The sequence below is a fragment of the Agrobacterium sp. GD03872 genome (assembly GCF_029840625.1).
In the GTDB taxonomy this organism is placed as follows: domain Bacteria; phylum Pseudomonadota; class Alphaproteobacteria; order Rhizobiales; family Rhizobiaceae; genus Agrobacterium; species Agrobacterium fabrum_A.
In genome coordinates this window covers 28,583-40,673 of record NZ_JAOCCY010000020.1, presented here as the reverse complement: position 1 = coordinate 40,673, position 12,091 = coordinate 28,583, and the positions used below count along the sequence as shown (strand labels likewise).

The window sequence follows — 12,091 nt, the reverse complement described above, 5'->3', positions numbered from 1 at the left end:
CCCCCGCGAATCCGGCCGGCCCGTCATCCCTCAACGATTGGAGACACAACATGAAGCCTGAGGTTCTCATCTACACCACGAGTTGGTGCCCGTTCTGCCGCCGCGCGAAGGCGCTCCTTCAAGAGAAGGGCGTGGCATTCACCGAGCTTGATATCGAAGCCGATCCTGCACACCGGAAGGCGATGATCGAGTCGTCGGGGCGAAGCACCGTGCCGCAGATCTTCATCAACGAGACGCATGTCGGCGGCTCCGACGATCTCGCTGCGCTCGATGCAGATGGCTCGCTCGACAAGCTGCTTGCCGGACAAACTCCGGCAAACTGATTTGTCCCGCCAGATAGGGCCACTGGTCGATGCAAGTGGCTGAAAATTAAAAGAGGAGTCCGGTTTGGTCTCAGCAGTTTGGAACGATGCCACCCTCGCGGTCAGCGACGAGACTATGGTCGTGGATGGAAACCATTATTTCCCGCCTCAATCGGTTGACCGGCAGTATCTGGCACCGAGCGAGCACACGTCTGTCTGTCCCGTGAAGGGGACGGCGCAATACTTTCATCTCCAGGTCGGCGACCGGCGCAATGCAAACGCCGCCTGGACCTACGCCGACCCTTCTCCGGCGGCGCACTCCATCAAGGATCACATCGCCTTCTGGAAAGGCGTCAACGTCGCTTAGCCGTCAGCCCGCCATTAGACTTCAGAAAGGAACCGCCGATGTCGAAAGTTTTGGACGGCAAAGTCGCTATCATCACGGGTGGCTCTCGGGGCCTTGGCGCCGTGCTGGCGGCGACGCTCGCCGATCAGGGAGCCGATATTGCTATCACCTACGCTGCTTCGGCCGATAAAGCCGAGTCCGTCGCCGAGGTGGTGAGGGCCAAAGGCGTTCGCGCTCTCGCGATCCGATGCGATCAAGCGGATACGTCCGCCGCCCAGCCCATGGTCGAGCAGGTCGTAGCTGAACTCGGCAAGCTCGACATCTTGATCAACAACGCCGCAATCGCCGTCCAAGGAAAATTGGTCGACGATCCGACGCTCGATTCCGCTGCGTTCGACAGGCAGTGGATGGTAAATGTGCTTGGGACCGTGGCGATCACGCGTGCGGCGGCGCAGAAAATCTCTGACGGTGGCCGCATTGTCTTCATCGGTTCCGGCCTGGGCACCCGAGCGATCGTGCCGGGAATTGCCGACTACGCAGGAACCAAGGCAGCAATCGCAGGATATGCCCGCGGGGTGCAACGTGATCTTGGCCCACGCAACATTACCGTCAACGTCGTCCAACCTGGCATCATGCCGACCGACATGACCGGGGAAGTCGCTGAGAATTTTCCGCAGGCCGTCATCGATATGCATCCCATCCGTCGGATCGCCACGATTGAAGAAGTGGCGGGCGCCGTCAGTTACCTCGTTAGTCCCGCTGCAAGCTACACAGCTGGCGCGGTGATAGATGTGTCAGGGGGCGTCCTGGTCTGAATCGATGCGCGACGGGCGTGTCACGCGGATAACTGAAGGACGATCGCTTCCGCGCCTCAGCGCTCCGTTGAATTCCGGGCAGCAGATCGGCTGATCCTGCAGGGCCCATTATTCTCGAAGCCACAGCGGATAATGCTTCCGCATTTCAGGAGTTCATAGAGTGCCGAATGCAGAGCTGACCCAAGAGCGCATCGCCGTCGCCACCGACTATTTCCGGAAAATCGACAGTGGCGATCCCACCATTCTCGACATTCTGACTGACGATGTCGTGACGTACTTCCCGAAGTTCGGAGTTGGATATGGCAAAGCCGAATTCATGGAAGTCGCCAAGGGTCTGTTGGGGTCGCTTCAGCGGATCGAGCACGATTTCGATCGCATGACCTTCCACGTAGCCCGCGACCACGTGATCGTGGAAGGCTTTGAAGGTGGCGTTATGGCTGACGGCACGGCGTGGCCGGTTGAAGGCCGATCCGAAGGCCGTTTCGCCAACGTATTCGAGTTCGACGGCGCGCTTATCAAGCGTGTTTTCATCTACGTAGACCCGGACTTCGCTAGCGCTAATGACGCGGGGTTTCTTTGGGGCCGCAACGTCAGACTGACGCGATGACTCCAATCGCATGGCGCGGCACTCACGTTCGCAGGGCGAAGGCCGATTGGCGGTGATGCAGAATGGACCATCCAGAATTCGATACGGCTTTCGAGCGTCTGCCTGAGGGGTATAGCGAAGGCGCTTACGAAGGCAGGCGTTTCGGCGTGACGGTTCGTCGGTCGGAGGATGGACGGAGGAACAGCCTTTTTGCTCGAGAACTAGCCGGGAACGACATCGTCAGCTTCAATCTGTATCGCGTTGCTTCGGGCAGTGCGTCGCTGAAGCCGTGCGAGATGTCCTCGGAGAAGGTTATCGCTTTCGTATTGGGCTATCAGCCGAATGCCTGATGAGCATGTGGGGTTCGCTGCCTTCCCATGTTCCCGTGCCGCTCCAAGCGCCCTTCTGGTCGCCAGAACTATCGAAACTATAGACACAAGCCATTGGACTTCGATCTGAGGTAAATTCATCCTCTATACCTCAGCGTGCCAGAGAATCGGCGCTGATCTTTTGCGCAAGCCATCATCGAGGAAGTTCACGCGATGACAAACTCCAGTGCTGCAACCGTGCCTTCACCATCTGACCTCGACGAGAACGCGACCATGACGGTTGCCGACGCGCTGAAGATAATATTGGCGAACAGCTATGCGGTCTACCTCAAGACAAAGAACTTTCACTGGCATGTCTCGGGCCCGTACTTCAGGGACTACCATCTCCTTCTCGATGAGCAAGCTGCGGAAATCCTCGCAGCGACCGATGCGATGGCGGAGCGCGCCCGGAAGACCGGAAATACGACCATACGATCGATCGGCGATATCGCCCGCCACCAGACGATCAAGGACAACGACGCTGAGTTCGTCACGCCGCAGGACATGCTGGCGGAGCTGCGCGCCGATAATCTTCACATGGTCGAGTCGCTGCGCCGCGCAAAGGAAGTCGCCGACGAGGCGAAGGACAACGCGACCTCCGGCCTGATCGATACCTGGACCGACGAAGCGGAACGCCGAGCGTGGTTCCTTTTCGAAGTCAGCCGATAGGTCTGCTGCTCAACGGATCGGATCGTTTCATGGCGCCTAACGATGTGCAGACCCAGTTCCTTCAGACAGAGGGCGGTAGGATAGCCTTCGACGATACGGGTGGAACCGGACCTCTCGTCGTAGGCATCCCAGGAATGGGAGACCTGCGCTCCGAGTATCGGCTCATCAAGCCCATGCTGCAGCATGCGGGATGCCGAGTGGTGACGATGGACGTCCGCGGATTCGGCCAATCGTCGCCGGAGTGGTCGGATTACTCCGCGCGAGCGGTCGGCCGTGACGCCGTCGCCATCCTCCGACAGTTGGCTGACGGGCCAGCCGTGATCATGGGCAACTCGTTCGCAGCCGGCTCCGCGCTTTGGGCTGCCAAGGAAGCTCCTAGTCACGTCAACGGGGTGGTGCTGCTCGGTCCGATCGTTCGCGATCTTCCCCTCACGACGATCCAGAAACTTGTCCTTGGGCTCGGATTCGCGGGGCCATGGCGAACCTGGTTCTGGACCACTTACTGGAGCAGCCTATTCCCGACGAAACCGGCGCCGGATCATGCTGAGGTAAAAGCGGCGATTGCTGCAAACCTCAGGGAGCCAAAGCGCATGCAGGCTCTCTTGACGATGCTCTCATTGTCGAAGTCCGACACCGCAGCGATCTTGGACGAGATCTCTGTGCCGAGCCTCATCGTCATGGGCACAAAGGATCCCGACTTCACGGACCCTGTCGAAGAAGCCCGGAGCTTGGCTTCGAGGCTCCATGCCGAAACCATGATTGTCGAGGGCGCTGGACACTACCCTCATGTCGAAATGGCGAACGATGTCGGACAGCGGATCATCGCGTTCGTCCGCCAGCTCGATAAGTCTGGCCCGGCCGTTGTGCCTTTGCGCAGGAGTTAAGTATGGCAAAGGTTGGCTTTGGAGGAGGTTGCCACTGGTGCACCGAGGGCGTTTTCCAAGCGTTGCGTGGCGTCACGCAGGTCGAGCAGGGTTTCCTACAATCGGCCGCCCCGGCGAACACCTGGGCTGAGGGGGTGGTCGTGACGTTCGAACCCTCCGTTATCGGGCTGGGGACACTGTCCGAGGTGCACCTGCGCACACACTCCGCTACACGTGCCCGCTCGGTTGAAAACAAATACCGAAGCGCGATCTATATCTTCGACGAGAGTCAGCGGGTCGAAGCCGAAGAGGCGATACGCGGACTCGCTGAGGAGGCCGGCAAGCCGGTCCACACCCTCATCCTGCCGTTCGTGGGCTTCAAGGCTTCGGACGAGAGATACCAGAACTATTATCGCACCGACCCAAACAGACCCTTTTGTCGTCGATACATCGATCCCAAGCTCGACTTCATCCGCAAGCATTTTTCGGAGAACGCGCTTCCCGAGTAGCCACGGCTGTATCGGCATCTGTCAGAACGACCGAACTGCCAACAACTTCGAGCGAAAGATCGATGGTACCTTTTCTGAGAAGCCGCCGTCCGCGCTGCTTCCTATTTTTTTTAAAACGATGGCCAGCAGGATTCACGGACGCATCTAAAGACGTGAACGCTTGAACACTGGGATGGATCGGGATCGATCCTCGTCCAAGGTTTTCAGCCATCTCTGGCGAGGCACGACCCGCTCTAACCTCGTTTCCAAGCCGTCGAGGAAGGGGTGCCACACGCTATGAGTCTCTGCCAGGAAGATTGCGGTTCCACGGCGATGGCTGATCGTGAGGCAACGCGTCTCGTCGTAGTGCTGCTGCCCATAGAAAGCGGCGACCGTAGTAACGTCCTGCCAACCGAAGGCCACTCGATCGACGCCGTCGAAGGAAACCAGCTTGTCGCCATCGACGGCTAGCAGGCCAGCAAACACGCTTCGATAAAACGGCTCGCATTGCGGGAGGACATCACTCAGGGCTGCAATAATCGCTGCTTCGGCACCGGTTCGATCCTGAAGGCGAATCTCCAGATCGTCGCCGTCCTTGGTGAGAAAGAAAAGCGACAGGCCATCTTCATAGGGAAGAAATGTGTATGTGCGGTAGCGCCATTGTTGCCCCTGGCGATGGAGGCGTCCGTCATGATCACGGAAGTCGCGTTCGACGCGATAATGACGTCCGGGATGCAAATGCCCATACGCCTTCCCGAGAGTGTTCCTACTGAACCATCTTACGATCACCGCCACTCCGATGGGCCTAACGCCGAGGCGATCTCGTTACGGTCGGTTTAAGAGGGCACGGTCAGTGCCGCGCAACTCGACTGGGCGCCAATCGCCGGCACGCTCACATACCGCAACAGTGTCATCTTATTGAGTGCTCGGCGAGCGCTTGTAGCGCCATCCCCAAAGAGAGGGGTGGCGCACCCATCAGGATTCGAACCTGAGACCTCTACCTTCGGAGGGTAGCGCTCTATCCAGCTGAGCTATGGGTGCCTGTTGCTTACGCAGTGCTTACGCGGAAAACCTGTAGGGTGGAAGCCTCAACGGTAACTCCCGCAAACCTTTGTAAACAAACTCCTTTTCTACGTCTCTCACAAACCAGCAGCCCTTGACTTCAGCCTTCGGAGGGGTTTCATTCGGCAGGAGTGGACGGCCCGGATAGCGCATCAGGCAGAGCTGCACCGCAAAGCCGAGCTGGTTATGCTTGCGGCGACGAAGTTCAATTTCGAGGCGGTCGGCTGGCGATAGGGTGTAATGACGGATCAGGCTTTCCTCATCAGTCGGGATGTCGAAAAGCTCCCGTCGATCCTGAACCTTGAGAAGCGTCCGTCGGGCCATCTTTTACTCCTTACGATTATGCGCCAGTGGCGCAGCCTCTGTCCGGAAACGGTCGGTTTCGTACAGGGGGAAAACGCCCTGTCCACAAATTAGATTGACATACTAACGAACAGGAGAGATATTTCGGACAGCCTATTTGGACGAAATTGACCCCATGCCACGCACCTTCGCCTATGTCCGCGTCTCGACAACGGGACAAACCACCGAGAACCAGATTCTGGAGATCCAGGCCGCAGGTTTCTACGTCGAGCCAAGGCGGATCATCACTGAGACGATTTCCGGAAGCACGGCCATCGCCCGAAGGCGGGGGTTCATCAAACTCATGGAGCGGCTGGAATCCGGTGATGTTCTGATCGTGACCAAACTCGACCGTCTCGGGCGCGATGCCATCGATGTCAGCTCAACGGTAAAGGCAATGGCTGAAATCGGCGTGCGGGTTCACTGTCTCGCGCTCGGTGGCGTCGATCTCGCCAGCTCGGCCGGTACCATGACCATGAACGTGCTCAATGCCGTCGCACAGTTCGAGCGAGATCTTCTTATCGAGCGGACGCAATCGGGCCTCAAACGTGCCAAGGCAGAGGGGCGAACTCTCGGACGACCGTCAATTCTAAGCGAAAAGCAGAAACAGGATGCACGTGTCGAGCTCGCCGCCGGGCTGAGCGTTTCAGCCGTCGCAAGGAAGTTCGCAACAAGTCGACAGACCATCATGCGGATCCGCGACGAAGGTTCACGTTCCGTTCGGCCTTAGCGTACGATTTGGAGCAGATCTTGTTCCGACCCCTAATAGCAGAGGTATCGGGCATGGCTGAACACAGCGCGGAGCGCCTCGCAGCCATTGTCGAGTCTCCTTCGACGCGATCATCAGCAAGGATCTTTCAGGCACGATCGTCAGCTGGAACAAGCTTGAAGCCAATAAACTCGCGCGGTCCTTCCTAAGATGCTGAGATTGCCGCAAAATATCTGACTCAGACTAAGGTGACGTCGGTTCGAATCCCGTCAAGAGTCGCATTATTGAACTGGCTCACGCGTAGGAGCTGATATCTCGGGGTAGATACGTTCCCGATCCCTTGGCACCTTCCAAGGAGCCGTCCCGCACAATCACCTTACCGCGTACCATTGTGGTCTCCGGCCATCCGGTGATTTCCAGGCCTTCATATGGCGTGTAATCGGATCCGTCGCCCAGCATCGCGTGGGTCAGTGTTTGCCGCCGATGAGGATCCCAGATGGCAATATCGGCGTCTGCGCTGACGGCGATCGTGCCCTTGCGCGGATAAAGCCCATAGGTCTTGGCATGATTGGTCGATGTCAGGGCGACGAACCTGTTGATGTCGATCCGGCCCTTCATGACACCTTCGGAAAACAGGATCGGCAATCGTGCGCCAACGCCCGGAATACCGTTCGGAACCCAGCGGAAGCTGGTACTGCCCTTCGGCGTCAGCTTTCCCTGCGGATCGTCGTATCGGAACGGGCAATGATCGGACGAAAAAACCGAGAAGACCTCCTGCTGGAGCCCTTGCCAGCATGCCTCCTGGCTGTCCGCGTCGCGCGGCGGAGGCGAGCATACGTATTTCGCGCCTTCCATGTTCAGCCCTTCCAGATTGTTTTCGGTCAGCACGAGATATTGCGGGCAGGTCTCGCCGAAGATTTTCAAACCTCGCTGGCGGGCTCGCCGGATTTCTTCCATCGCTTCTCTGTTCGAAACGTGGACGACCATCAGGGGAACATCTGAAAGTTCGGCAAGCGAGATCGCCCGATGCGTCGCTTCCCGCTCGGCGATGATAGGGCGCGAAGTCGCGTGAAACCTGGGCTCGATCTTGCCCTCGGATTAGACATGATGGAAAGTAGGCGTGGGGAAGCTTCCACCTGAAGTTTGAAAGTATTTTTGACCACAACCATCTTGACTATCCGTTTTGCATCGGGAGGACAATTTCGAATCAGTCTGTTCGAATATACTAATCGAATCTCATATCGCTAGCACGTTTGGTGTGGGGCATTGTTACACCACTCAGCTTCCGACGGCGACAACGGAGCAGACAAGTGGAAAACCGCCCTTTCAATCTCGCTATTCCCTGCTATGCGTCCGCTGATGCAGCGAACACGCCGTTATCGAGTATCTCGATCCATTGGCGTCTTTCCACCGTCTGATCCCGGACGAGACCGAAACCATCAATCTAGGAGCGGCGCAGACCTCCAGCTAGACCTTGGAGCTGATGCGTTTCCGACGATGACCAATTCAAGTGAACTGATCTTCCATGCGGAACCACCAAAACACGACTTCGTCTAAGCCGCTGATCGTTGGTTCTTCTCGCCGCCGATTTGCGGAGCTGCACCGTTCGCTCTATTTTGGTAGATCGTCTTCTTGCCGTATCCCCTTGCCTCTGGGCCGAGTTTGGACGCTTCAGAGCCGGGCTCGCGAATCCACTTGCGCCGGTTGAGCTTGAAGCGTTTCACCAGGGTTTCCAGCTCGCTTGCGGCGGCAGAGACGGATTCGGCAATGGCACCCATGCTGCTGACCATGCCAGCGTTTTGCTGCGTCATTTGGTCCAGCGAGTTCACCGCGGCATTGATTTCGTTCAGACTGGTCGATTGTTCTCGCGCGCCGACGGAAATGCTTTCGATGTTAGCATTGATCGACTTCACATACTCTTCAATATGTTTCAGGGCTTGACCTGTTTCACCAACGAGCCGAACACCTTCCTTTACCTCAGCCGAAGAATTGGCAATAAGACCGGAAATCTGTTTCGCAGCACTGGCCGAGCGTTGTGCGAGCTCGCGGACTTCCTGTGCGACAACGGCGAAGCCTTTACCCGCTTCGCCGGCACGCGCCGCCTCAACGCCTGCGTTGAGTGCGAGGAGGTTTGTCTGAAAGGCAATTTCGTCAATCACGCTGATGATGCTGGTGATCTCCTTTGAAGCGGATTCGATGCGTCCGATGGCATCGACGGTAGCCGTGACAACTTGAACAGAGTTTGCTGCGACCGTGTTGGCTTCGGTAACCAGTCTATGGGCTTCGGCAGTCCGTTCGGCCGACTGCCGCACTGTGACCGTGATCTGTTCCAGAGCGGCGGATGTTTCTTCAAGAGCCGCCGCCTGCTGTTCTGAACGATGAGCAATTCCGTTGGCGCTGGAACTCATGTCCCCGCTTTTTTCCGTTAACATTGACGTTTGGCTGAGGACCTCTTCCAGCGTTCCCTGGAACTTCGCTAGCGACTCATTGAAATCGTGTCTGAGGTGCTCAAACTCATCGACAAACGGCTCGTCAATCGTGATGCGTATATTGTTATCCGAGAGACGTTCAAGGCCTGCTCCGATCTGCTGCAGTGCGGTCACTCGGCCCGAGACATCGGTGGCGAATTTGACAACCTTGAAGACTTTGCCTTCGTCGTCCATGATCGGATTGTAGGTTGCCTGAATATAGACGGAACTTCCGTCCTTCCTCAAGCGCTTGAATTCGTCGTTGAAGAACTCGCCTCTCGCGAGGCGTGGCCAGAAGTCGGCATACTCCTTTGATGCAAGATAATCCGCCTCACAGAAAATCTGGTGGTGCTTGCCGACAATCTCGTCAAGGGAATAGCCAAGTGTGTCGAGGAAGTTCTTGTTGGCCGTCAGAATCTTGCCATCAGGTGTAAATTCGATCACGGCCTGGGCACGGGAGAGGGCATCCAGCTTGCCCTTGCTTTCCAGGCTCTCGCGTTTGATGTCTGTGATGTCGGTTGCGATCTTCACGACCTTGATGACCTTGCCGCCACGGATAACGGGATTATAGGAAGCTTCCAGCCAAATTTCCCGACCATTCTTGCCGATCCTCTTATATTGGCCGCGGTCGAACTCACCGGAACTAAGACGTTTCCAGAATGCTGTGTATTCTGCAGACTGGGCATCATCCGGCTTGACAAACATCCGATGGCTTTTGCCGATAATCTCGTCACGACTATAACCGACCGCCTTGCAGAAGTTCTCATTGGCGTCGAGGATCGTGCCGTCGGTTTTGAACGAGATAATGGCTTGCGATCGTTCGAAAGCCTGCATGACAGAATAGAGACTGCCGGCCAGGATGGTGTTCAGGTTCACGAAAGCCTCCGCCTTGAAGAATTAGGCCTTCACTATCTAACGAACTGATTAATTTATGATTATCCATGGCGCTAATTTAACCCAGCGGGCCGAGTTCGGCATCCTATTAAAAAACGCTGTGACAAACGAGCTCAAAGCAAAGACCGCCGCGCGCTTTTAACCGAAAAACAATGGATTTGAGTAAAATCGAAAGTAGTTTCCACCGCACGCGCTTGAACTACTATCAAGGCCGCGCACAGAGGTTCCATGCCAAACTTCCGTCATAATCGCGCCAACGTCGAGATCTTTATCTGGATCGGTGCATTCGTTTTGCTCTACGGCCTTGCCTCGTATTTTAATGCCCATGAGGTTCTGGACCATTATTTCCGAGATCATGAGAGTTACAATCTCGATGAGGTGTTTACCGCTCTTAACATCGGTGGTTTCCTGGGACTGGCCTACTCTGTCCTCCGTATCAAGGATATGTCTCACGAAATCTCTCGCCGCATTCTCGCCGAGCGTGACGTCGACTGGATTGCTTTCCATGACCCACTGACAAAGCTGCCAAATCGCCGTCTTCTTGATGCCGTGGCCGCCCGGGAAGATTTCCTTTCCGGTGACCGCTATGGGGTGTTCAGCATCGATCTGGATGGGTTTAAAAAGGTCAACGATCTGCTTGGGCATGATAGCGGCGATGCTGCTCTCAAAATTACGTCCGAACGGCTGGCGGAGGTTTTCCCAGACGAGCATATCTATCGGCTAGGGGGTGACGAGTTTGTCGTGCTGGCGAAGCTTAGGGGGCAGGTCGATCTCAAAGCGCTGTCGGCCCGAATCGTACGTGCGATATCCAAGCCACTGACAATCAAAGGCGCGACGGTCGATCTTGGCGCAAGCGTTGGATATACCGTTGCAGGCATTAACGGCGGAACGCTCGCAGATGCAATCCACCAATCGGACTGCGCCATGTATGCTTCGAAAAAAATGGGCCGCAACAATGCCTCGGCCTTTACTCCGGCAATGCTTGATGAGCTCAACAATCGCATACAACTTGAGGCTCGTTTGCGCCAAGCCATGAGAGAGGGTGTAATCGAGCCCTATTACCAGCCTTTTGTAGAACTCAGCACCCGGAAGCTGGCGGGGTTTGAAGCACTTGCCCGGTGGAAAACAGCTGATGGCACCTTTATTCCCCCGTCTGATTTCATCCCGATCGCCGAAGATGCCGGGCTCATTGTCGAGCTAACAGAACAATTGTTCAGGCGAGCCTGCAAGGATGCAATGTCCTGGCCGGTCGACACATTTTGTCTTTCAATGTCTCACCGACGCAATTGTGCGATCGGCTGCTCGGGCTGCGACTGCTGAAAATCATGGGCGAAAGCGGCCTGCCGGTTCAGCGCCTGGAAATCGAGATCACGGAAAGTGCGCTGATCAAGGACGCAGTTGCGGCCAAGGAAGTTCTGGAGGATCTTACCAAGGCGGGTATCCGGATTGCTCTGGACGACTTTGGGACCGGCTATTCGAGCCTTTCGCAGCTGTCGAATTACCAGTTCCAGAAGATCAAGATTGACAGGAGTTTCGTTCAGACATTCGAGGCAAGCGAAAGGCAGGATAAGGTCGTCCGCGCCATGATCGCGCTTGGTCATGGTTTGGGCGTTGAGGTCACCGCCGAAGGAATCGAGGAGCAAAGCCAACTGCAATACCTTCAGCAGCTTGGCTGTGATCTCGGTCAGGGCTACCTTTTCGGCCGGCCACAGCCGATTGAAGATGCCATCAGGACGTCGTTGGCGGCTGCAGGGACTGGCGAGGATTTGATGTCAGACGATGAGGGACGCCTAAAGCGAGATGTTTTGGGCAGATGACCCTTATTTGGCGAGGCGGAGACGATTTCCGCTCCCGCGAGACAATAGCGAGCGGTGCGATTTCGAGGGGCCGCGTCCCAGAAGTTCACGTGGGTTGGAGTGCCTTAGGACGATGAATCGGATCATTCACTGGTATAACCGCAGAAGGCCTGAAACACCTGTGATGGCAGCAGATCTAGTCGCGCTGCTTGCGGCGCTTCCCAACAATAGACCGATTTGCATCAGGGTCGGCATGACATATTTCGTGTTAACAGCGAGCACGGTCGCTATCGACGAGCAAGAGGGGTTGCTATTGGAGCCGCCAGTTTTAGGCGCGTAGGCGGAGTTCCAACGTTTCAATTCGGGCAAGCTATACACTCCAT

11 protein-coding genes, 1 tRNA gene and 3 pseudogenes are annotated in these 12,091 nt (G+C 56.5%); 10 read left to right on the top strand and 5 right to left on the bottom strand.

The features are described from left to right. The first annotated feature begins 50 nt into the window (after positions 1 to 50). The 8 genes from grxC (at position 51) to N5D22_RS24315 (ending at position 4,458) form a co-directional block, all read left to right on the top strand. A complete protein-coding gene (gene grxC, locus N5D22_RS24350; RefSeq protein WP_024350786.1) occupies positions 51 to 323 on the top strand; it encodes a glutaredoxin 3 in 273 nt (90 codons plus the stop codon). Between the two features lie 64 nt (positions 324 to 387). Further along, positions 388 to 669: a DUF427 domain-containing protein gene (locus N5D22_RS24345; protein WP_024350785.1), complete on the top strand. Its 282-nt coding sequence runs from the start codon at positions 388 to 390 to the stop codon at positions 667 to 669. A 38-nt stretch (positions 670 to 707) separates the two neighbouring features. Next, positions 708 to 1,463 carry an SDR family oxidoreductase gene (locus N5D22_RS24340; protein WP_024350784.1) on the top strand — a complete coding sequence of 252 codons (756 nt, stop codon included), beginning with the start codon at positions 708 to 710 and terminating at the stop codon, positions 1,461 to 1,463. Between the two features lie 160 nt (positions 1,464 to 1,623). Next, a complete protein-coding gene (locus N5D22_RS24335) occupies positions 1,624 to 2,070 on the top strand; it encodes a nuclear transport factor 2 family protein (protein ID WP_201767728.1) in 447 nt (148 codons plus the stop codon). A 62-nt stretch (positions 2,071 to 2,132) separates the two neighbouring features. Then, entirely contained in the window at positions 2,133 to 2,399 is a 267-nt protein-coding gene (locus N5D22_RS24330) for a hypothetical protein (RefSeq protein WP_024588016.1), read from the top strand. Positions 2,400 to 2,591: 192 nt separating this feature from the next. After that, positions 2,592 to 3,086, top strand: coding sequence for a DNA starvation/stationary phase protection protein (locus tag N5D22_RS24325; RefSeq protein ID WP_024350782.1), 495 nt, complete (start codon positions 2,592 to 2,594; stop codon positions 3,084 to 3,086). A 29-nt stretch (positions 3,087 to 3,115) separates the two neighbouring features. Then, entirely contained in the window at positions 3,116 to 3,970 is an 855-nt protein-coding gene (locus N5D22_RS24320) for an alpha/beta hydrolase (RefSeq protein ID WP_024350781.1), read from the top strand. Positions 3,971 to 3,972: 2 nt separating this feature from the next. Next, positions 3,973 to 4,458 (top strand): peptide-methionine (S)-S-oxide reductase, encoded by a 486-nt coding sequence (locus N5D22_RS24315; protein WP_024350780.1) that lies wholly within the window; start codon positions 3,973 to 3,975, stop codon positions 4,456 to 4,458. A gap of 144 nt (positions 4,459 to 4,602) precedes the next feature. On the opposite strand, the gene N5D22_RS24310 is transcribed toward N5D22_RS24315, so the two are convergent. The 3 genes and pseudogenes from N5D22_RS24310 to N5D22_RS24300 all read right to left on the bottom strand — a co-directional run. Next, positions 4,603 to 5,175 carry a DUF3601 domain-containing protein gene (locus tag N5D22_RS24310; RefSeq protein WP_161632267.1) on the bottom strand — a complete coding sequence of 191 codons (573 nt, stop codon included), beginning with the start codon at positions 5,173 to 5,175 and terminating at the stop codon, positions 4,603 to 4,605. Between the two features lie 226 nt (positions 5,176 to 5,401). Further along, a tRNA-Arg gene (locus N5D22_RS24305) sits at positions 5,402 to 5,478 on the bottom strand. Between the two features lie 129 nt (positions 5,479 to 5,607). Then, positions 5,608 to 5,823, bottom strand: a pseudogene (locus tag N5D22_RS24300) (DUF4158 domain-containing protein); the annotation flags it as partial. Positions 5,824 to 5,977: 154 nt separating this feature from the next. Here N5D22_RS24300 and N5D22_RS24295 point away from each other — a divergent pair. Next, positions 5,978 to 6,571: a recombinase family protein gene (locus N5D22_RS24295; RefSeq protein WP_072492900.1), complete on the top strand. Its 594-nt coding sequence runs from the start codon at positions 5,978 to 5,980 to the stop codon at positions 6,569 to 6,571. A gap of 273 nt (positions 6,572 to 6,844) precedes the next feature. On the opposite strand, the pseudogene N5D22_RS24290 reads toward N5D22_RS24295, so the two are convergent. Continuing rightward, positions 6,845 to 7,645 (bottom strand): annotated as a pseudogene (locus N5D22_RS24290) (amidohydrolase family protein); the annotation flags it as partial. Positions 7,646 to 8,103: 458 nt separating this feature from the next. Then, positions 8,104 to 9,852, bottom strand: coding sequence for a PAS domain-containing methyl-accepting chemotaxis protein (locus N5D22_RS24285; protein WP_142171839.1), 1,749 nt, complete (start codon positions 9,850 to 9,852; stop codon positions 8,104 to 8,106). Between the two features lie 288 nt (positions 9,853 to 10,140). Here N5D22_RS24285 and N5D22_RS24280 point away from each other — a divergent pair. Beyond that, positions 10,141 to 11,729, top strand: a pseudogene (locus N5D22_RS24280) (EAL domain-containing protein). Positions 11,730 to 12,091 lie beyond the last annotated feature (362 nt).